A 21157-nucleotide genomic window follows, 5' to 3' on the forward strand; every position below is an offset into this window, starting at 1 on the left:
ATTCCAGGTGGGATGGGGGGCGCAGCAGGCCCGAATGAGGCAGCCCGCCCCCTCTGCCAGCTCCACCAGCAGGGGGCTCACCGGCTCCTCCGGCTCCCACACGCCCACTTGCCACATGTCCGCCACCTCCCGGATGATCTGCCCTTAGAATGGCTGTTTGGGGAAAAATTATACCCTTATCTGTGTTTTCTCTGGTGAATGACGTAGTTGATGAGGCTGCCCACAATGAGGATGTTGCCGCACAGGTACAGCCACACCAACAGGATGATCACCGAGGTCAACGACCCGTACACCAGGGAGTACCGGGTGGAGTGTTCCATAAAGGCGGAGAAAATCATGGAGGCCACGGTCAGCGCCACCGCCGCCACCAACGCACCGGGAATCACCGGGGGCCGGGGGTGGCCCAATGGGGCAGAAAACCGGTACAGCAGCAGGATAAACAAAAACACCAGTGCAATGAGCATCAGATACTTGGACCACTGCCAGGTGTCCACCTTGGCCACCAGGTCCTCCAGTTTCAGCAGCTGCCCCACCATGCGGAAAAACCAGTTTCCGGTGACCACCACGGTGATGGACAGGTAGATGGTAATGAGCAGCAGCACGGAAAAGATGAGACTGGCAATGAGCTGAAAAATCCCCTGGAAGGTGGCTCTGCCGTAAATTTCGTGCATGATGTTCATCAATCCCCGCACGGCAGCGGAGGCAAACAGGGCGGACATAAACACGCCAGCCACCAGCATGGCGTCGGACTGGTGGGTGTCCAGATAGTGCAAATAGTCCTGGAAAATGGCCAAAACCTCCTGGGGCAGCACGTAGCTGGCCTCCTCCAGCAGCGCGGACATCTCCAGGTTGAGCTTGGAGACGAAGGCGGAGACGCAGATGAGAATGGGGAAAAAGGTCAGGAGCAGAAAATAGGCCAGCTCGGCGGCGGAGCGGCTGACCCGGTGGACAAAATACAGCTCCACCACGTCTGCCACAAATCCCACGGGCGGAACCTGCCGAGCATTCTCCCACAGGCGTTTCACGGCAAGTCACCTCCTTTTGTACCGAAAAAACTACTTCTCAGTATAACACAAGATGAAAAGGCCGGACAACGGGAATTTTGTCCCAGAGGCTGTCTTGCTCTGGGGAAGGCGGCCGCTCGTCCGGGCTAGAGAGGAGCGGGCTTGCTCTTCTCCGATTTCTCAGGCGGAAACCAGCGCCCCCACCGGGGACGCTCCGCTGGGCCCAATTTCTCCCCGATGAGAAATTGGGGAAAGAATCGCTTAGGGCGTTCCCCCCTAAGGACCTCCCTGGGGTACGAGGCTGTCCCTGCGTCAAGTCTAGGTTCGGCCCGTCACCCTTGTTGTGGCCCCTGTTTGTGCCACCACACCAGGCTACCCTGGGCAGCTGGCCCTATGGCTGGGTGGTTTCCACCTCCGGGCCTACCCTGCCCCAGCGGCGTTCCCGCCGCCGGTCATCACCACCGCACCATAGGTCCTGCATTTTTCATTATTCATTATTCATTATTCATTCTTCATTCATCATTATTCTACGAGCATATTCAATTCCTCCACGCTCAGAGACGGATTCAAAGCCAAACTCACCGCATACCCCAGCACCCGGGACAAATCCGCCACCCGGCTGTCCGCCTCTCGGGGCGTGACAAACAGTTCTCGCCCCGGTATCTCCTCTGGAGCACGCTCTCCCAGCAGGTCCTGGATGAGGGTGGCCCCGTCCACCACCGTGGGCACCCCCAGACTCAGCACCGGCACCCCCAAGGTGTCCCGGCTGAGGGCGTAGCGGTGATTTCCCACCCCGGAGCCGGGGACGATGCCCACATCGGACAGCTGCACCGTGCGGCACAGCCGCTCCACCGACCGGGAGGCCAGGGCGTCCACGGCGATGACACAGCTGGGGTGGAGCTTGTCCACCACCGCCTGGACCAGCACCCCGCTCTCCACCCCCGTGGTGCCCAGCACCCCGGCGGCCAGGGCCGCCACCGCTCGCAGGTGGGAAAACTGGGGCAGGGCCTCCACCAGGTGCCGGGTCACCAGGGTGAAATCCACCGCCCTTGGCCCCACCAGGTCCGGGGTCATGGCCCGATTGCCCAGCCCCACCACCAGGGCCAGCCCCTTCGTTGGAAGCATGGGGGCCAACAGCCCGGCGATGGCCTCCACCGCCCGGGAAAACCCCGCCTCTTCCCTTCTCAGCAATCCGTCCAGCTCCACCGTCACATAGGTGCCTATCGGCTTGCCCAGCACCTGGGCCGCCTGTGGCGTGCGCACCTGCACCACGTGGGCCTCGTACCCATGGCAGGTCTCGTCCCGGCACTCCACCCCCTCCACATCCCGGTGGAGCTGGTGGGCCTCCTGGGCCAAATCCGTGCGAATGCCTGTCATACCCTCTCTCCTTCCACTACATGTTGTGCAAAATGGGAACATGTCTCCCTATTTTTTGCCCTGGAAAAAAATTTTATACAAATAGTAAATTAAGTGTTGCTTTTTTCGGAGTTTCATGCTAGAATACATATCTGCGACGGGAAACTGCGCAAAAACATAAAATCACATCGGAGGAGGTGTTTGGTTTGCCCAATATCAAGTCTGCCAAAAAGCGTGTTCTGGTGAATGCTACCAAGGCGGCTCAGAACAAGGCTCAGAAGTCCGCGCTGAAGACCGACCTGAAGAAGTTTGAGGCCGCGGTGGCCGAAGGCAACCGCAGCGAGGCCGATGCCGCTTATAAGGTGGCCGTTAAGGCCGTGGATCAGGCTGCTGCCAAGGGTCTGCTGCACAAGAACAATGCCGCTCACAAGAAGAGCGCCATGACTGTGAAGCTCAACAAGCTGGCCTGAGCAAGTGGCGTCTGATCGCTGAAACCAAAGCACAAAAAGCCGTCTGCATTGCAGACGGCTTTTATGTTTCTCAAAAGGAGTGTCTTGCCGTGATTCGATGGGAATGTGACTACGCCGAGGGGTGCCACCCCGCCCTTCTGGATGCCTTAACACGCACCAACATGGAGCAGACCCCCGGCTACGGGGTGGACGCGCACTGTGACCGGGCCAGAGCCCTGATTCGGGACCTGTGCCAAGCCCCGGAGGCTACGGTGGAGTTTTTGGTGGGGGGCACCCAGACCAACACCACCGTCATCGCCGCCGCTCTGCGGCCCCACCAGGGGGTGCTGTGCGCCCACACCGGCCACATCAACTGCCACGAGACCGGAGCCATCGAGTCTACCGGCCACAAGGTGCTCCCCCTCCCCTCGGAGGACGGGAAAATCACCGCCCAGCAGGTGCGGGCAGCGGTGGAGGCCCACTGGCAGGACGCCACCCACGAGCATGTGGTGCAGCCGGGGATGGTGTACCTCTCCCACCCCACCGAGCAGGGCACGGTGTACACCGCCTCAGAGCTCACCGCCATCTCCCAGGTGTGCCGGGAGTTTGGCCTCCCCCTCTTTGTGGACGGGGCCCGGCTGGCCTACGGCCTGGCCGCGGAGAAGAGCGTCACCCTCCCCCTGCTCTATGAGCTGTGCGACGTGTTCTACCTGGGCGGCACCAAGGTGGGGGCCCTGTTCGGGGAGGCGGTGGTGATCTCCAACCCCGCCCTGGCCCGGGACTTCCGCTACCTCATCAAGCAGCGGGGCGGGATGCTGGCCAAGGGCCGCCTGCTGGGGGTCCAGTTCGAGACCCTGCTGGAGGACGGCCTCTATTTCCGCCTGGGAGAAAACGGCGTGGAACAGGCCCGCAAGCTGTCCCAGGCCTTCCAGGCCAAGGGCTACCCCATGCGCTACGACTCCCCCACCAATCAGCTTTTCCCCGTTCTGCCCGATGCCCATCTGGCCAAGCTGGCAGACCGCCACGTCTGGTCCTTCTGGGAGAAGGTGGACGCAGACCCACACCGCCGTGCGCTTTTGCACCAGCTGGTGCACCACCGATGCGCAGGTGGCACAGTTGGTGGCGGATTTGGAGAAGCTATAAGACAAAAAACGTGCCGCTTTTGCGGCACACCTTACTTCTTCCCTATTCACTATTACCTATTCACTCACCCAGATACAAAAAATCCCCCCGGTGTAAACCGAGGGGGATTTTTATGTATCTGGGTTAGGCCAGAGCGGCGGTGATGATGGCCATGGAATAGACCTCCATGGCGTTGCAGCCACGGGACAGGTCGTTGATGGGGGCGTTCAGGCCCAGCAGGATGGGGCCGTAGGCGTCAAACTTCCCAAGGCGCTGCACCATCTTGTAGCCGATGTTGCCGGCGGAGATGTTGGGGAAGATGAAGGTGTTGGCATGGCCAGCCACGGGGGAGTCGGGGCACTTCAGGCCGCCCACGGCGGGGGACACGGCGGCGTCAAACTGCAGCTCGCCGTCCACGGCGAAGTCGGGGTTGGTGGCCAGCAGCTTCTCGGTGGCGTTGCGCATCTTGTCCACGTCGGGACCCTTGCCGGAGCCCTTGGTGGAGTAGCTCAGCAGAGCCACCTTGGGGTCGATGCCAAACACCCGGGCGCAGTGGGCGCACTCCCGGGCGATCTCCACCAGATCGTCCTCGCTGGGGTCGATGTTGATGGCGCAGTCGCCCATGGCCAGCACCTCGTTGGAGCCGATGGCGGCAGCCCGCACCATGATAAAGCAGGAGGACACGATCTTGTTGCCGGGCTTGGTCTTAATCAGCTGAAGGGCGGGGCGCACGGTGTCGGCGGTGGAGTAGGTGGCGCCGCCCAGCAGGCAGTCGGCCACGCCCATCTTCACCAGCATGGTGCCGAAGTAGTTGCCCTGGAGCAGCAGCTCCCGGCACTGCTCGGGGGTCATCTTACCCTTGCGCAGTTCCACCATGGCAGCCACCATTTCCTCCATCTTGTCGTACTTGGTGGGGTCCATGATGATAGCGCCGTTGATGTTGAAGCCGGTCTTTTCCGCGGCAACCTGCACCTCCTGCTCGTTGCCAATCAGAATGGGCTTGAGGAAGGTGGAGGACAGCAGACGGGCAGAGGCCTCCAGAATACGGGCGTCGGTGCCCTCGGTGAAGACGATGGTCTTGGGGCTGGCTTTCAGTTTTTCAATCAATTGACCAAACATGAGTTGGGTTCCCTCCATACAATACAAATTGTGTTCCGAGTCATATCGCCTATTAATGTAGCACCATCCCAGCCAGATTGCAAGGGTCTGGAAAGAGAAATGTAAAGCATTTGCAGGGTTTTGCCCGGATATTCTGACAATCTTTGTTAAAAAAATCTCAAACAATGAAATTTGTCGTCCCACCATCCATATGGTGGAAAAGTACAAAAATACTCTGTGCAATTTTCCTCCTTCCGTGGGAACACATTATTTACATCTTGTAATCACTTGGGTATACTATAAATAATGCGATTGGAGAACGAAAAGAGAGGGTATAACATGATCCATGCTGATTTTGCACGTTCTTTGTCCCTGTTACGGCAGGAAAAGGGAATCTCCCAGCGGCAGGCCGCTGGAGCGCTGGGCATCTCTCAGGCCCTGCTGTCCCACTACGAAAACGGGGTACGGGAGCCGGGACTGGCCTTTGTGGTGCGGGCCTGCGATTTTTACAATGTGTCCGCCGACTTTTTACTGGGCCGTACCCTGAGCCGGGACGGCACCACCATTCTGGACGTGGATACCCTCTTTGACGCCTCCGCCCAACCCGACAACCTGCTCAAGGGCTCGGTGATGGCCACCCTGTCCAAAAAGCTGGTGGTAAACTCGGTGGGGGTGCTCTTTGACCTGCTGGGCAAGCTGGACAACAAGAAGGCCATTCGGGCGGCCACCAACTTTTTGTCCACCTCGGTGTATATCCTCTTCCGCCACCTGCGCCGCACCGGCTCAGACAGCGGAGACAGCCTGTTCTCGGTGCCCAAGGAGCAGTTCATGGCCGGTCTGCCCCGGGTGGACCTCATTCTCAACGAGGCGGATTACCTGGAGGCCCTGACCCAGAGCAAGGGCAAGCACAAATTCCCCGACATGTCCCACGACCAGATGATGGACAACTATCCGGGCACCTATCAGTCCCTGCTGCAAATCATCCACGCCTGTGGCGAACGGCTCAACGGCGACATGAAGAGCCACCGAGATCGGGTAAAATAATTCGTTTTGTCAGCACCGCCCACGGGGGCGGCCTGTCATCCCAGGGAGGAGCGATACCAATATGACCAAACAAGATCACATTCGCAATTTTTCCATCATCGCCCACATTGACCACGGCAAATCCACCCTGTCGGACCGCATGATTGAGATCTGCGGCGCGGTGGAGCAGCGGCAGATGGAGTCCCAGCTGCTGGACAACATGGACCTGGAGCGGGAGCGCGGCATCACCATCAAGGCCCGTGCCGTGCGCATGGACTACACCGCCGACAACGGGGAGACCTACTGCCTCAACCTCATTGACACCCCGGGCCACGTGGACTTCAACTACGAGGTCTCCCGCTCTCTGGCCGCCTGTGAGGGTGCGGTGCTGGTGGTGGACGCCGCCCAGGGCGTGGAGGCCCAGACCCTGGCCAACACCTATCTGGCACTGGACCACGACCTGGAGATTCGCCCGGTGCTCAATAAAATCGACCTGCCCGCCGCCGACCCCCACCGGGTCAAGCAGGAGATTGAGGACATCATCGGCCTGCCCGCCATGGACGCCCCCGAAATCTCCGCCAAGATGGGCCTGAACATCCGCTCCGTGCTGGAGGACATTGTCCACAACGTCCCCGCCCCCACGGGAGACCCCAAGGCCCCGCTGAAGGCCCTCATTTTCGACAGCCAGTATGACCCCTATCTGGGCGTCATCGTGTACTTCCGTGTCATGGAGGGCACCATCCGCCCGGGTATGAAGGTGCGGCTGATGGCCTCCGGGGTGGAGCACACCGTGCTGGAGTGCGGCTACCTGCGTCCCCTGGGGATGGAGGCTGCCAAGGAGCTGTCCGCCGGCGAGGTCGGCTACTTCACCGCCTCCATCAAGAACGTGAAGGACACCCGGGTGGGCGACACCATCACTGAGGCCTCCAACCCCACTGCTGAGGCTCTGCCCGGCTACCGCCCGGTGCAGCCCATGGTGTACTGCGGTGTGTACACCGAGGACGGCTCCAAGTACCCCGACCTCCGGGACGCCCTGGACAAGCTGCAGCTCAACGACGCCTCCCTGTCCTTTGAGCCGGAGTCCTCCATCGCCCTGGGCTTCGGCTTCCGCTGCGGCTTTTTGGGCATGCTCCACATGGAGATCATCCAGGAGCGTCTGGAGCGGGAGTTTGATTTGGACCTCATCACCACCCTGCCCTCCGTCATCTACGAGGTCACCAAGACCGACGGCACCGTGGTGCGGGTGGACAACCCCCACAACTACCCCAACCCCGGCACCATCGCCGAGGCCCGGGAGCCCTACGTCAACGTGTCCATCATTGCGCCCCCCGACTATGTGGGCAACATCATGCCCCTGTGCCAGGATCGCCGGGGCGAGTACAAGGACATGCAGTATCTGGACACCAACCTGGTGGAAATCCACTACCTGATGCCCCTCAACGAGATCATCTACGACTTCTTCGACACCCTGAAGGCCCGCACCAAGGGCTACGCCTCCCTGGACTACGAGCTGGCCGACTACCGGCCCTCCGACCTGGTGAAGGTGGACCTGCTGCTCAACGGCGACCAGGTGGATGCCCTGTCCTTCATCGCCCACCGGGACAAGGCCTATAAGCGGGCCCGTCGGATCTGCGAGAAGCTCAAGGAGAACATCCCCCGCCAGATGTTCGAGATTCCCATCCAGGCCGCCATCGGCGGCAAGGTCATCGCCCGTGAGACCATCAAGGCCCTGCGCAAGGACGTGCTGGCCAAGTGCTACGGCGGCGACATCACCCGAAAGAAGAAGCTGCTGGAGAAGCAGAAGGAAGGCAAAAAGAAAATGCGGAGCCTGGGTACAGTCCAGATGCCTTCCGAAGCTTTCATGGCGGTACTCAAGTTGGACGAGGAATAAGCTGGCTCCCTCCAGGGTGAGACTTTTGAGCCTGGAAATGCCCTGAAATTGCCAGATTTCTTGGATTGGGGTGCGTAGGGGAGGGGCTTGCCCCTCCCGAATCTCCCAGGGCAAAACCAGGCCACCCTCGGGCCGGGCAAGCCACGGCCCCTACCACAGAGCATTTCAAGAAATTGCGCACATCCCCAGGGGCCCCTCCGGGAGGCTTTTGGGGGGCGCTGCATGCTCCCTTTGTCTCTCTGCGGGAGACAAAGGGGCAGAATTCCTCTTGACAGATTGCACAGTTCCATTTACAATAACAGGAGATAATTTTGGAAAACCGGGCGAGTCATCGCCTGTTTGAGGAATTGCTGCACCCTGTTGGATTCGGGTGCTTTCATATATGTACGTTGGCAAGCTATATGACACTCAAATACTGCGCCCAAATTGGGTGGGCGGTTTTTCGATTATCGCGGTGTGCCCTGCGGGTGCATCGCGTCTTATTTTGGCTTTTTGTTGTAAAAAATCTAAAAAAACAAGGAGGTGTGGGAACATTCATGAACGTAAACATTGTTGTTGTTGTGATTGCGGTGCTGGTGGCTCTGGTCATTGGCGGAGGCGTTGGCATCGCTGTGGGCTATAACCGGCGCAAGGCCGTGGCCGAGCGTGAGATCGGCTCTGCGGAGGAGGAGGCCCGTCGTGTCATCAACGAGGCCATCAAGAGCGCAGAGAGCAAGAAGCGCGAGGCCACCGTGGAGGCCAAAGAGGAAATCCTCAAGGCCCGCAACGAGTTCGAGCAGGAAGTCAAGGACCGCCGCAATGAACTCCAGCGCCAGGAGAACCGGGTCAACCAGAAAGAGGAAAATCTGGACCGCAAGATGGAGAACCTGGAGCGCAAGGAGGACGTGCTGGCCGCTCGCAGCGCCGAGCTGGACCAGGACCGTGCGGAACTGGACACCATCAAGGAGCGTCAGACCCAGCTGCTGGAGCAGATCTCCGGCCTGACGTGCGAGGAGGCCAAGCGCTACCTCATTGAACAGCTGGAGGAGGAGGTCACCCACGAGGAGGCTCTGAAGATCAAGGAGATTCAGGCCCGCTTCAAGGAGGAGGCCGACACCTACGCCCGGGAGCAGATCGCCCTGGCCATCCAGCGCTGCGCCGCTGACCACGTGGCGGAGGCCACCGTGTCCGTGGTGCCCCTGCCCAACGACGAGATGAAGGGCCGTATCATCGGCCGTGAGGGCCGCAACATCCGTACCCTGGAGACCATGACCGGGGTGGATCTCATCATCGACGACACCCCCGAGGCCATCACCGTGTCCTGCTTCGACCCGGTGCGCCGGGAGATTGCCCGGCTGGCCCTGGAGAAGCTGATTCTGGACGGACGCATCCACCCCACTCGCATCGAGGAGATGGTGGAGAAGGCCAAGCGCGAGGTGGACGCCACCATCAAGGCCGAGGGCGAGCGCGCCGTGTTCGAGACCAATGTCCACGGCCTGTCCCCCGAGCTGGTGAAGCTGCTGGGCCGCCAGCGCTACCGCACCAGCTACGGCCAGAACGTGCTCAACCACTCCATCGAGGTGGCTCTGCTGGCTGGTCTGCTGGCCGCCGAGATCGGCGCCGACGTCAACCAGGCCAAGCGGGCCGGACTGCTCCACGACCTGGGCAAGTCCATTGACCACGAGGTGGAGGGCTCCCACGTACAGATCGGTGTGGAGCTGGCCCGGAAGTACCGGGAGAGCGAGGCCGTCATCCACGCCATCGAGGCTCACCACGGCGACGTGGAGGCCAAGACCATCGTGGCCTGCCTGGTGCAGGCGGCCGACGCCATTTCCGCCGCCCGTCCCGGCGCCCGGAAAGAGAATGTGGAGTACTACATCAAGCGTCTGGAGAAGCTGGAAGAGCTGTCCTCCTCCTTCCCCGGAGTGGACAAGGCTTACGCCATCCAGGCCGGACGCGAGGTGCGGGTGATGATCAAGCCCGAGGAAGTCTCCGAGGACCGCATGGTCATTCTCGCCCGGGAGATCGCCAAGAAGATCGAGGACGAGCTGGAGTACCCCGGCCAGATCAAGGTCAACCTGATCCGGGAGACCAAGGCCATCGAGTACGCCAAATAATAGAGACTCATTTGCCGCCGCAGCGATACGCTGCGGCGGCTTTTTTGTGTCCTATTATGATAGATTGCCCTCCTCTTTTTTCCGTTCCAGCCCTCCGGCCTGGTGGGGACGCTCCGCTGGGGTCCATTTTGAGTGGCCAAAATGGACGAAAAGCCACAAAAGGGGCACGCCCCTTTTGAAACCCCAAGGATTTGATTTTGTTTTGTGCGGTGGGGCCGTAGTCGGCCCTGGTCCCGGTGGGGTCACATAGATGGCGTATCACATCTCTGGGGTATGCCTACTCCGCTGGCAGATTTTCCTTCCATCGCCAGGGCCTCAAGTCTGGGCGGTGTGCGGCCACTTCCCGGCCGCCGTCGGCCGGGTGGACCAGAAAGGGCCGAAACCTGGAGAACTGCGCACTCTCCCAGCAGGAATGGAGAAAAACAGAGCGTTGTTCTTTCTTGGTATGGCACTGGCTTTCGGCCCGGCCTGAGAACCACCGCAGGTCCAGCCTCGTACCCAAAGGGAGGTCCTTAGGGGGGAACGCCCTAAGCGGGTTTTGGTTCCTTTTGCCCGCTCAAAAGGAACCCCCAGCGGGAAGCGTCCCCGCCAGGCTGGCAAGCCGGAATGAGGCCGTTTCGAACAACAATCCCCCAGTCAGCCTGACGGCTGACAGCCCCCTTTGCACAAGGGGCCTTGAACGTGCACGAGGCCCACCATATGAAAATTTTACATTCCCTTGATGGGACTTTGATGGAAAGGCACCCGTACATGTCGTTATACTGTGGAAGCGTCTGAAGAAATCTGAGAGATGGGGCTTGTATCGCCCCGCACAACAAAGAGGGAGGAAACCAAATGACGTTCCACAAACCCAAGGCCCTGGCTCGCCGCTGGGGCGCTGCGGCGCTGGCCGGGACCATGATGCTGGGCCTGATGCCCACCGTCCACGCCCAGACTTCCACCCAGTCCGACATCCCCGTGGTGGCCGACTGGAAATTCGAGCAGCAGTACACCCAGGGCTCCATCGCCGCAGGCAACCTGGTCATTGAGGACCAGAGCGGCAACGGCAACAACCTGGTGATGGAGACCTACGGGCAGGGCAACTGGGAGGACTACCTGTCCTTCTCCGCCGACTCCATGACCGGAGCCGGGGGCAGCCTGGTCTTTGACGGCGACAGCACCGGCAAAACCGGCGCCGACTTCATCACCCAGACCGGGGCCGCCATCAACAGCGAGGAGTTCCAGGACGGCTATACCTTGGAATTTATCTATCAGTTCCCCGAGGACTGGACCGCCGCAGACAGCTGGATGAGCCTCATCGGCCGCCAGGGCTCCGGCGGCGGCAACCCCGAGGGGGAGCAGGGCACCATGTATGCCTCGGTGTCCAATTGTAAGGAGATTCAGTTCGTCACCGGCAACGCCGACGGCGACCACTCCATGTCCTCGGCGGCCTGGTCCGTGTCCATGGACCAGGGCGGCGTGTGGTACCACATCGCCATCGTCTCCGACGGCCACGAGATCGCCACCTATGTCAACGGCTGTGAGGCCTTCCGGGACTACGTGTCCGACGACATGGTGGGCATGTACGCCGACCCCGCCGACGGCCGCTTCCGCATCGGCTCCAGCTGGTGGAATGGCCTGGACAAGTTCCTCCAGGGCAACCTCCAGCAGGTGCGCATCACCGGGGACGCCCTGGACAAGAGCCAGTGGCTGGTGCCCAACCCCGAGGACTATGTGGGCGAGTTCGGCAGCAACGAGACCTATGAGCTGCGGGACGAGGACAACTACAACTTCGTGCTCATCCCCGATACCCAGAACACCGTGGAGTACCGCCCCGACGTGATGGACACCGCCGTGGACGAGCTCATTGACAGTGTGGATGAGCTGAACATCAAGGGCGTCATCCACCTGGGCGACGTGGTGGACGACTCCGGCGACGCCACCCAGTACAACAACGCCAAGGACATCTTCTACCAACTGCCCGAGGCCGGAGTGAAGTTCCTGGTCCAGCCCGGCAACCACGACAACTGGGCAGGCAACGGCTCCAGCTACTGGCACTACTTCGGCGCCGACAGCAAGGAGTACATGTCCCTCACCAGCTCCTACCTCACCCCCAAGGCCTGGAGCGGCGCCATGTTCGTGGAGGCGGGCAGCTACACCTACATGATCATCTCCCTGGCCTGTGAAGGCGGCAAGACCAGCTGGAACCCCACCACCGGAGAGGTGGAATGGCTGGAGGAGATGCTCCAGAAGTACCCCAACTGTCCCACCATCGTCACCCGCCACGACATTCAGAACTGCTCGGACACCCAGCCCAGCTCCATCAAGCTCAGCTCGGAGGGCACCAAGCTGTGGAACATCGTCAAGAAGTATCCCCAGGTGTTCATGATGGTGGGCGGCCACAGCCACGGCTCCGGCGTGGAGGTGCTCCAGAATGACGCTGGCCAGGACGTGATCTCCATCCTCACCGACCTGCAGTTCTCCTACAACGGCGGCAACGGCTGGTTCCGCTATCTGGAGTTTGACGAGAGCGCCGACAAGATCTACTACTCCGTCTACTCCCCCTACGCCGCCTCTCTGCCTGAGAGCGAGAAGACCTTCTTCGATGTGAACTTCCTCACCGGCCCCGGCCACGAGGGAGAGCTGGACATCGACTTTGACACCCGCTTTGCCGGTATGGCCAACGAGCCCGCTGAAGTCCAGACCGAGGGCCAGTGGATGACCGGTGAGTACCACACCCACACCAACCAGTCCAACGACGCCTCCGAGAGCTATATGACCGTGGAAAACGCCCTCAACGTGCCCTTCCGTGAAGACATGGACCAGCTGGAGGACGTGTCCGGCGCTCGGGTGGAGAACATCACCTACGGCCAGGCCTTTGACTACATCATGCTGGCCGACCACCTGCGCAACTCCCCCCGCAACCCCGACGGCACCAGCAACGACACCGCCCGGTGGAGCGCCATTGCCGCCCAGCAGCGGGAGATTGAGAAGCTGCAAATCCAGGGCAAGTACGACGGCAAGATCATCTACTCCGGCTTTGAGTGGGACATGATGGCCCTGGACCACGCCACCGTGGCCCTCATTGACTCCGGCTCCAACCTGGTGCCTGTGGAGGGCATCCACGAATTTGAGTGGCTGTTCAGCTACGACACCTCCGCCGACCGCTTCTACGGCGACGAGGAGGAGGTCTACGGCCCCCGTCAGAACGACAAAAACGATGTCAACGACACCTACGCCGCCGTGGAGTGGGTGGAAGAGAACTACCCCGACAGCTTCATCCTGCCCAATCACCCCTCCCGCCACAACGATGGGGACGACCAGGTGGACCAGGGCGAGGTGGCCCTTGAGCACCTGCGCATCATGAACGACCTGGCCCCCAACGTGGTCTTTGGCTTCGAGGGTATGCCCGGCAACCAGATGGACCCCTCCTGCGAGCTGCCCATGGACGACATCCGGTCCGGCGCTGACGAGATGATCTCGGTCACCGGCGGCGTGTGGGACGCCATGCTCTCCGAGGGCCGCCGCTTCTACACCTTCGCCAACTCCGACTTCCACTTCAAAATCAGCTCCAACGGCAACTACTCCAGCGGCTACTGGGCCGGCGAGTTCTCCCGCAACTGGACCTATGTGGAGCCCGGCGAGGATGGCCTGTTTGACTTTGCCGACGTGGTGGAGGGCATGCGCTCGGGCAACAGCTACTCCGTCAACGGCGAGCTGATCTCTGACCTGACCTTCACCGTCTCCGACGACGCCAACACCGCTGGCATGGGCCAGGACCTCACCGTAGCCCCCGACGAGACCGTCACCGTCACCATCCGCTTCCAGGTGCCCGAGCACAACAACTACGCCACCCTCTACGGCACCGACACCGGCATCGACGTGGACAACACCCCCGATCTGGACCACGTGGACCTGATTATGGGCCACGTCACCGGCAAGGTGGACGAGGCCGATTACAACAGCACCGCCAACACCGACGCCTCCATCGTCAAGACCTTCTCCCGGGAGGAGCTCCAGGCCGCTCTGGGTGAGGACGGCACCTACACCCTCACCTTCACCACCCAGGCCGACGACGATCTGTACTTCCGTGTCCGTGGTCTGTCCAGCTCTGAGGTGGACGAGAACGGCGACCCCGTCACCCACGAGCGGGACGTGACCAACGACCGCCCCGCCCGCTTTGACTACATCAACGACTACAACTACTCTCACCTGTCCTTCTACGCCAACCCCGTGTGGGTCAACGTGGACGAGAACCAGGCTGCCGACGTGGACACCACCCTGCTGGAGAAGACGGTGGCCTACGCCCTGACCCTGTCCACCGAGGGCGTCACCGACTCCGCCGTGGCCGCCTTTGAGGCCGCTCTGGAGAGCGCCCAGGCCGTGCTGGCCAAGGAGAACCCCACCCAGGCTGAGGTGAACGCCGCTTGGGACGCCCTGCTGGAGGGCATCTGGGGTCTGGGTCTGACCCAGGGCGACAAAACCATGCTGGAGCAGCTGATTGCCACGGCTGAGAGCATGATCCCCGACCAGGACAAGTACGTCCAGGACAACTGGCAGACCCTGGTGGACGCTCTGGCTGCTGCCAAGGACGTGGCCGCTGACGGCGACGCCATGGAAGAGGACATCCAGCCTGTGGCCCAGGCCCTGCTGGACGCCATCCTGGCCCAGCGCTTCAAGGCGGACAAGTCCGTCCTGGAAGAACTCGTCAACCGTGCCACCCAGATGGTTGAGAATGCCGATAAGTATGTGGAGACTCACTGGCAGGAGCTGTTGGACGCTCTGACGGGGGCTCAGGCAATCATGGCTGATCAGACTCTTTCCGAGGATGACCAGGCCAAGGTAGACGAAGCCGCCGACGCCCTGCTGGACGCCATTCTGGCCCAGCGCTTCAAGGCGGACAAGTCCATCCTGGAGGATCTCATCGGTAAGGCCCAGGGCATGGACCTCAGCGGCTACACCGCCCAGTCCGTGGCCGCCTTCCAGAAGGCCCTCAGCGAGGCTCAAGCCGTACTGGCGGACGACTCCCTGAGCGAGGACGACCAGGCCACTGTGGACGCCGCTGTGGCTGCTTTGAGCGACGCCATGAACGGCCTCACCGCCGGTGGCGCTCCTGATACCACCGACAAGCCCCAGGCCACCCAGAAGCCGGAGGGCGTACCCCAGACCGGGGACAACGCCCAGCTGGGTCTGGTGTTCAGCGTCCTGGTGCTGTCCGCCGCCGGACTGGCTGCCGTGGTGACGATGCGCCGCCGTCGCAGCTAATTGCAAAACCGATAAAAAGTACGGTCAGATTTGTCTGGCCGTACTTTTTTCATGGATATGGGAAAGCATATGGTTGTTCTGTTCCCTGGTATGGGCTTGCCAGCCCAGGGGACGCGCTCCCCGCTGGGGGTCCATTTTGAGTGGCCAAAATGGACGAAAAGCCACAAAAGGGGCCCGCCCCTTTTGAAACCCCAATGGTTTTATGTTGTTTTGTGCGGTGGGGCCGTAGTCGGCCCTGGTCCCGGTGGGGTCACATAGATGGCACATAACATCTCTGGGATATCCTACTCCGCTGGCAGATCTCCCTTCCATCGCCAGGGCCTCAAGTCTGGGTGGTGTGGGGCCGATTCCCGGCCGCCGTGGGCCGGATGGACCAGAAAGGGCCGAAATCTGGAGAAACGTGCACTCTCCCAGCAGGAATGGAGAAAAACAGAGCGTTGTTCTTTCTTGGTATGGCATTGGCTTTCGGCCCGGCCTGAGAACCATCGCAGGTCCAGCCCCGTACCCCAGGGAGGTCCTTAGGGGGGAACGCCCTAAGCGATTCTTTCCCCGATTTCTCATCGGGGAGAAATCGGGCATAAGCGGAGCGTCCCCACCGGGGGCGCAGGTCTGTGCCTGAGAAATCGGAGAAGGGCAGCTTTCCGCCTGCAGCCCTGGAGAACTGTTCCTAGTAAGAGGAAACAGCACAGCAGGGTTGCGTTTTTCCTAGAAGTATGCTATGATATTGAAAATGGAAAAATCTCCGCTGAACGCGGACAAACGAGGTAATTTTTGTATGAGTTGCGAGTGTAAATTTGTGGCACCGAAATTGGAGGACCGCCAGTGGGCGGCCCCCCTGTTCCAGAAAACCGGCAGCATGGGCTGTCAGTACAACTTCAACAGCATGTATCTGTGGAGTGGCGCCTATCCCCAGCAGTATTGCCGGGTGGGTGACCGGGTGGTGGTGCGCCTGCTGGGCGGCCTGGGGGAGAGCTTCCTCTTCCCCCCTGGGACAGGCCCTCTGGCCCCTGCCCTGGAGGTGATGGAGGACAACGCCAAATCCCTGGGGGTGCCCCTGGTGATGGTGTGCGTCACCCCCGACCAAAAAGAGCAGCTGGAGGCGGAGTTCCCCGGCCGCTTCACCTTTGAGGAGGACCGGGACAGCTTCGACTACCTGTATGACGTCAACAAGATGGCGGACCTGCCCGGCAAGAAGCTGCACCAGAAGCGCAACCACATCCGCCGCTTTGACGACAACAACCCGGACTGGATGTTCCACCCCATCACCAAGGAGAACATGCACCTGTGCCTGGAGATGGAGAAGGAGTGGGCCAACCTCAAGGACGCCAATGAGGACAAGAGCCTCAGCGCCGAGACGGTGGCCATCATCGAGGCCCTGTATCAGATGGACGCCCTGGAGATGGAGGGCGGGGTCATCACCGCCGGAGGCCGTCCCGTGGCCTTCTCCCTGGGCAGCCTCACCACCCCGGAGTGCTTCAACGTCCACTTTGAAAAGGCCTTTGCCGACATCCAGGGCTCCTACCCCACCATTGCCCGGGAGATGGCCCGGATGGTGCGGGAGCGCCACCCGGAGGTGAAGTGGCTCAACCGAGAGGACGACATGGGCCTGGAGGGGCTGCGGAAGGCCAAGCTGTCCTATTACCCCGAGATTCTCCTGGAGAAGTACACCGTGCGGGAGCAGAGTCATGGCTGAGTGCAGACATGCCCGCCCCGAAGAGCGGGAACAGACCCACCAGCTGTGGCGCAAGGTGTTCGGGGACGAGCCCCAGGCCCAAGAGGCCTTCTATGACCTGTGCGCCCCCCAGGGGCCCCTGGTGCTGGTGGAGGAGGGACAGGTGGAAAGCATGCTGGTGCTCACCCCCGTGTCCCTGGCCTGTCCCGCAGCCGCCCCCTGCCAAGGGACCTATCTGTACGCCCTGGCCACCAACCCCCACAGCCGGGGCAAGGGGTACGCCGCCCAACTCATGGACGCCGCCGCCCAGTGGACCGCCGACCAGGGGATGGACTTTGTGTGCACCGTCCCCGCTGCCCCCTCTCTTTTTCAGTTTTTCGGCAAAAACGGCTTTGAGCCCGCCTTTTACCACCTGCGCACTCCCCTCCCCGCCCCCCAGGAGGGGCCGTGGCAGGAGCTGACTCCTCAGGAGTATGTGGCCCTGCGGGAGGAGCTGTTGGGAGGCATCCCCCACATCGTCCACACCCCCGGCCAGGCCGCCTTTGAAGGCCAGCTCCACGGCGCCCTCTACCGCCTGGACCTGACCCACGGCCCGGGCTGCGCCGTGGTGGAGGACTGGGGGAAGTTCCACATCGTCAAGGAGCTGCTCTGCCTGCCCGGAGACGAGGAGGAGGGTGGCCGCCGAGTGGCCCACCTGTGCCACGGCCCGGGCGAGCTGCGCACCCCCGCCGGCCGGGCGGAAGGAGCCCCCTTCGGGGCCATCCGGTGGCTCACCGAGCCCCCCGCCCTCTGGCGGCAGACCCGCCGGGGCTACCTGGGACTGGCTCTGGACTGAGGGTTATGCAGGAAACTTGCATAAAAATGAATATGCATTCATATCTATCCGGTCATTTTGGATAAAATACAGGAATATTCCGGTTTCCTCTTGCATTATATTCATTTCGGCGATATAATCATGGCAATCACTTCCCCCGGATGGGGCAGCTAAGACATGAAATGGATTTGAGGAGACGGATGAATATGAAAGTTTGGAAAAAGATTGCAGCCATGGCCATGGCCATTGGCATGGTGGCCTCTCTGGCCGCCTGCGGCAACACCAGCAGCAAGCAGGAGGGCGACGACAACGGCCTGAAGACCGTGGAGAGCGGCAAGCTGCACATGTCCACCAACGCCCAGTTCCCCCCCTATGAGATGACCACCGACGACGGCGGCTTCGAGGGCATTGACGTGGAGGTGGCCCAGGCCATCGCCGAGAAGCTGGGCCTGGAGCTGGTGGTGGATGACATGGGCTTTGATGCCGCCCTCACCGCCGTCCAGACCGGCCAGAGCGATATGGCTATGGCTGGTATCACCGTCAACGACGACCGTCTGAAGGTCATGGACTTCTCTGACAGCTATGCCACCGGCGTGCAGGTGGTCATCGTCAAGGAGGGCTCCTCCATTCAGACCGTGGACGACCTGGCCAACGCCAAGATGATCGGCACCCAGAAGGGTACCACCGGATACATTTACTGCTCTGCTCCTGTGGAAGAGGACGGCTACGGTGAGGACCACGTCACCGGCTATGACAGCGGCGCTCTGGCTGTCATGGCTCTGATGAACGACCAGGTGGACGCCGTGGTCATCGACAACGAGCCCGCCAAGGCCTTTGTGGAGGCCAATGAGGGTCTGAAGATTCTGGACACCGAGTTCGCCGTGGAGGACTACGCCATTGGCGTGGACAAGGGCAACACCCAGCTGCTGGATGCCATCAACGGCGCGCTGAAGGAGCTCATTGCCGACGGCACCGTTCAGTCCATCGTGGACAAGTACATCACTGCGGAGTAAGAACGACAGAAATTGAAGAAGGGCGGCCCCCTGTGCCGCCCTTCTTTCCTTCTTGAGGAAAGGAGCAGGTTTTATGTTATATAGGCTGATTGACTGGCTCAATGAGCTGGGACCACGTTTTTACACAGCCTTTATCGAAGCAGACCGCTGGAAGCTTTATTTGCAGGGCCTGGGCCGCACCCTGGAGATGACTTTGGTTGCTCTGGTCATGGGTGTCATCCTGGGCGTAGTGGTGGCCGTGATACGCGCCGCCCACGACCAACAGCGGGCCGGACGGCGGAAAAATCCCCTGCTGGCCATTTTAAACTTCATTTGTAAGATCTACACCACCGTCATCCGGGGCACCCCCATGATGGTGCAGCTGCTCATCTGGACCTTTGTCATCTTCCCCAGCATCCGGGACAAGATTCTGGTGGGTATCATCGGCCTGGGCATCAACTCCGGCGCCTATGTGGCGGAGATCGTCCGGGGCGGTCTGATGAGCGTGGACGGAGGCCAGATGGAGGCCGGCCGTTCTCTGGGCCTGGGCTATCTGGACACCATGCGTTTTATCGTGGTTCCCCAGGCATTTAAGAACATTCTGCCCTCTCTGGGCAACGAGCTGATTACCTTGTTCAAGGACACCTCCCTGGTCCAGGCCATCGGAGGCATGGAGCTGGTGTACTATGCCAGCACCATCGGAGGCCGTACCTTCGACTACATGCCCCCCTACATCGGCATTGCCGTGATGTATCTGTGTATTGTGGTGGTGCTCACCTGGCTCCAGGGTAAACTGGAAAGGAGGCTGCGTCAAAGTGATCGACGTTAAAAACTTATCCAAGTCCTTTGGCAACCACCTGGTGCTGGACAATTTGAACCAGCATATCTATCCCGGTGAAAAAGTGGTGGTGCTGGGCCCCTCCGGCTCGGGCAAGTCCACCTTCCTGCGCTGCTTGAACCTGTTGGAGACCCCTACCGCCGGCACCATCACCTTTGACGGCACCGACATCACCGACCCCAAGTGCGACATCGACCAGGTGCGGCAGCACATGGGCATGGTGTTCCAGCACTTCAACCTGTTCCCCAACATGACCATCCGCAAGAACATCACCCTGGCTCCGGTGCGCACCCGTCGCATGAGCCAGCAGGAGGCGGACGACACCGCCACCCAGCTGTTGCGCCGAGTGGGTCTGGAGGAGAAGGCGGACGCCTACCCCAACCAGCTCTCTGGCGGACAGAAGCAGCGGATTGCCATCGTGCGGGCCCTGGCCATGCGGCCCAAGGTGATGCTCTTTGACGAGCCCACCTCCGCTTTGGACCCTGAGATGGTGGGCGAGGTGCTGGACGTGATGAAGCAGCTGGCCGACGACGGCATGACCATGGTGGTGGTCACCCACGAGATGGGCTTTGCCCGGGAGGTGGGCAGCCGGGTGCTGTTCATGGACGGCGGACACATCCTGGAGGAGAACAAGCCCCAGGAGTTTTTTGCCAACCCCAAGCATCCCCGTACCATCGAGTTTTTGTCCAAAGTTCTGTAAGATAAGCCCCTTCTCTCTGCCCCAGGGTGGAGAGAAGGGGCTTTATTTGTATTAGAATTGTCCTCCTATCGTTTTATATACAGGCTTGCCAGCCTGGTGGGGACGCTTCCCGCTGGGGGTTCCTTTTGCCCGGTCAAAAGGAACCAAAACCCGCTTAGGGCGTTCCCCCCTAAGTACCCCCCTGGGGTACGAGGCTGTCCCTGCGTCAAGGCTATGTCCGGCCCGTTACCCTTGCTGTGGCCCCTGTTACTGCCACCACACCAGGCCACACGGGGCAGCTGGCCCTATCGCCAGGCGGTTTCCACCTCCGGGCCTACCTTGGAGAAGCGGCGTTCCCGCCGCCGGGAGCCTGGCTGCCCATCGCTGGGAACAGCGGCTTACCAGGGTAAGGCCCTGGAAGTAGAAGTAATATTTGTCAGAGAAATAGGTGCTTTCCGTAGGATTTCCACGCCATCTATGTGACACTATCATGCCAAGGGCCGAAAAGAGAAGAACGCAGGGACACCCAGTACCGCGGGGTGGATTCCACAAGGCGGGGGAAGGCCCCGCCTTTGGCGATTCTTTCCCCGATTTCTCATCGGGGAGAAATCGGGCCCAGCGGAGCGTCCCTGGCAGGGGCGCTAATTTGCTTCTGAGAAATGGAGGAAGGCCAAGCCTTCTTTCTCAAATTTTTACCTGAATTTCTCCAAAAAATATTGACACCACCCCCACCCCATGCTATACTCAGCTAGAATTTGACTGGAGTTTATCTGGCCAAGCATACTAGGACCACTCCTTCGGGAGTTAAGGCCATACGGACAGCCGGGTCCACTGCCGATTGGCGGTTTTACCGCCTTATTGATTGAGTTAAAAGCTCAA

13 protein-coding genes and 1 pseudogene are annotated in these 21157 nt (G+C 60.8%); 11 read left to right on the forward strand and 3 right to left on the reverse strand.

Features of this window, described 5'->3' with window-relative positions:
- Window positions 1-176: 176 nt before the first annotated feature.
- Window positions 177-1025 carry a YihY/virulence factor BrkB family protein gene (locus E0L15_RS08425; RefSeq protein ID WP_204210582.1) on the reverse strand — a complete coding sequence of 283 codons (849 nt, stop codon included), beginning with the start codon at window positions 1023-1025 and terminating at the stop codon, window positions 177-179.
- Window positions 1026-1526: 501 nt separating this feature from the next.
- Window positions 1527-2381, reverse strand: a complete 855-nt coding sequence (gpr, locus tag E0L15_RS08430) for a GPR endopeptidase (RefSeq protein ID WP_168125248.1) — start codon at window positions 2379-2381, stop codon at window positions 1527-1529.
- A gap of 185 nt (window positions 2382-2566) precedes the next feature.
- Between gpr and rpsT the strand changes: the two genes are divergently transcribed.
- Both rpsT and E0L15_RS08440 read left to right on the forward strand, forming a co-directional pair.
- Window positions 2567-2830 carry a 30S ribosomal protein S20 gene (gene rpsT, locus E0L15_RS08435; protein ID WP_087232901.1) on the forward strand — a complete coding sequence of 88 codons (264 nt, stop codon included), beginning with the start codon at window positions 2567-2569 and terminating at the stop codon, window positions 2828-2830.
- An 89-nt stretch (window positions 2831-2919) separates the two neighbouring features.
- Window positions 2920-3952, forward strand: a pseudogene (locus E0L15_RS08440) (aminotransferase class I/II-fold pyridoxal phosphate-dependent enzyme).
- A gap of 123 nt (window positions 3953-4075) precedes the next feature.
- Here the strand turns inward: E0L15_RS08440 and pta are convergent.
- The gene (pta, locus tag E0L15_RS08445; RefSeq protein ID WP_168125249.1) at window positions 4076-5050 is read right to left on the reverse strand and encodes a phosphate acetyltransferase; all 975 of its coding nucleotides are present in this window, start codon (window positions 5048-5050) and stop codon (window positions 4076-4078) included.
- Between the two features lie 318 nt (window positions 5051-5368).
- On the opposite strand from pta, the gene E0L15_RS08450 reads away from it, so the two are divergent.
- The 9 genes from E0L15_RS08450 (at window position 5369) to E0L15_RS08490 (ending at window position 20299) form a co-directional block, all read left to right on the forward strand.
- Complete coding sequence (locus E0L15_RS08450; protein WP_206020599.1) at window positions 5369-6073, forward strand: helix-turn-helix transcriptional regulator; 705 nt, start codon at window positions 5369-5371, stop codon at window positions 6071-6073.
- A gap of 61 nt (window positions 6074-6134) precedes the next feature.
- Window positions 6135-7943 (forward strand): translation elongation factor 4, encoded by a 1809-nt coding sequence (gene lepA, locus E0L15_RS08455; RefSeq protein ID WP_168125250.1) that lies wholly within the window; start codon window positions 6135-6137, stop codon window positions 7941-7943.
- Between the two features lie 536 nt (window positions 7944-8479).
- Window positions 8480-10039 carry a ribonuclease Y gene (gene rny / locus E0L15_RS08460; RefSeq protein WP_087232913.1) on the forward strand — a complete coding sequence of 520 codons (1560 nt, stop codon included), beginning with the start codon at window positions 8480-8482 and terminating at the stop codon, window positions 10037-10039.
- 834 nt (window positions 10040-10873) lie between these two features.
- On the forward strand, window positions 10874-15283 hold the full coding sequence (locus E0L15_RS08465) for a LamG-like jellyroll fold domain-containing protein (RefSeq protein ID WP_168125251.1): 4410 nt from the start codon (window positions 10874-10876) through the stop codon (window positions 15281-15283).
- Window positions 15284-16058: 775 nt separating this feature from the next.
- Complete coding sequence (locus E0L15_RS08470) at window positions 16059-16976, forward strand: phosphatidylglycerol lysyltransferase domain-containing protein (protein ID WP_168125252.1); 918 nt, start codon at window positions 16059-16061, stop codon at window positions 16974-16976.
- Entirely contained in the window at window positions 16969-17790 is an 822-nt protein-coding gene (locus E0L15_RS08475) for a GNAT family N-acetyltransferase (protein WP_168125253.1), read from the forward strand. The genes E0L15_RS08470 and E0L15_RS08475 overlap by 8 nt, the downstream gene beginning before the upstream one ends.
- Window positions 17791-17975: 185 nt before the next feature.
- Window positions 17976-18782, forward strand: a complete 807-nt coding sequence (locus E0L15_RS08480; protein WP_168125254.1) for a transporter substrate-binding domain-containing protein — start codon at window positions 17976-17978, stop codon at window positions 18780-18782.
- Window positions 18783-18855: 73 nt separating this feature from the next.
- The gene (locus E0L15_RS08485; protein ID WP_168125255.1) at window positions 18856-19590 is read left to right on the forward strand and encodes an amino acid ABC transporter permease; all 735 of its coding nucleotides are present in this window, start codon (window positions 18856-18858) and stop codon (window positions 19588-19590) included.
- Window positions 19577-20299 (forward strand): amino acid ABC transporter ATP-binding protein, encoded by a 723-nt coding sequence (locus E0L15_RS08490; RefSeq protein WP_087392695.1) that lies wholly within the window; start codon window positions 19577-19579, stop codon window positions 20297-20299. The genes E0L15_RS08485 and E0L15_RS08490 overlap by 14 nt, the downstream gene beginning before the upstream one ends.
- Window positions 20300-21157: the final 858 nt, after the last annotated feature.

Origin of the sequence: Pseudoflavonifractor sp. SW1122, assembly GCF_012027765.1 — a bacterium.
Taxonomy (GTDB): domain Bacteria; phylum Bacillota; class Clostridia; order Oscillospirales; family Oscillospiraceae; genus Enterenecus; species Enterenecus faecium.

Bases quoted from the DNA above. Each gene is read 5' to 3' on its own strand.
- pta (WP_168125249.1), bottom strand. From the start codon at position 5,050: ATGTTTGGTCAATTGATTGAAAAACTGAAAGCCAGCCCCAAGACCATC.
- E0L15_RS08480 (WP_168125254.1), top strand. From the start codon at position 17,976: ATGAAAGTTTGGAAAAAGATTGCAGCCATGGCCATGGCCATTGGCATG.
- E0L15_RS08450 (WP_206020599.1), top strand. From the start codon at position 5,369: ATGATCCATGCTGATTTTGCACGTTCTTTGTCCCTGTTACGGCAGGAA.
- E0L15_RS08465 (WP_168125251.1), top strand. From the start codon at position 10,874: ATGACGTTCCACAAACCCAAGGCCCTGGCTCGCCGCTGGGGCGCTGCG.
- E0L15_RS08485 (WP_168125255.1), top strand. From the start codon at position 18,856: ATGTTATATAGGCTGATTGACTGGCTCAATGAGCTGGGACCACGTTTT.
- E0L15_RS08475 (WP_168125253.1), top strand. From the start codon at position 16,969: ATGGCTGAGTGCAGACATGCCCGCCCCGAAGAGCGGGAACAGACCCAC.
- lepA (WP_168125250.1), top strand. From the start codon at position 6,135: ATGACCAAACAAGATCACATTCGCAATTTTTCCATCATCGCCCACATT.
- rny (WP_087232913.1), top strand. From the start codon at position 8,480: ATGAACGTAAACATTGTTGTTGTTGTGATTGCGGTGCTGGTGGCTCTG.
- gpr (WP_168125248.1), bottom strand. From the start codon at position 2,381: ATGACAGGCATTCGCACGGATTTGGCCCAGGAGGCCCACCAGCTCCAC.
- E0L15_RS08470 (WP_168125252.1), top strand. From the start codon at position 16,059: ATGAGTTGCGAGTGTAAATTTGTGGCACCGAAATTGGAGGACCGCCAG.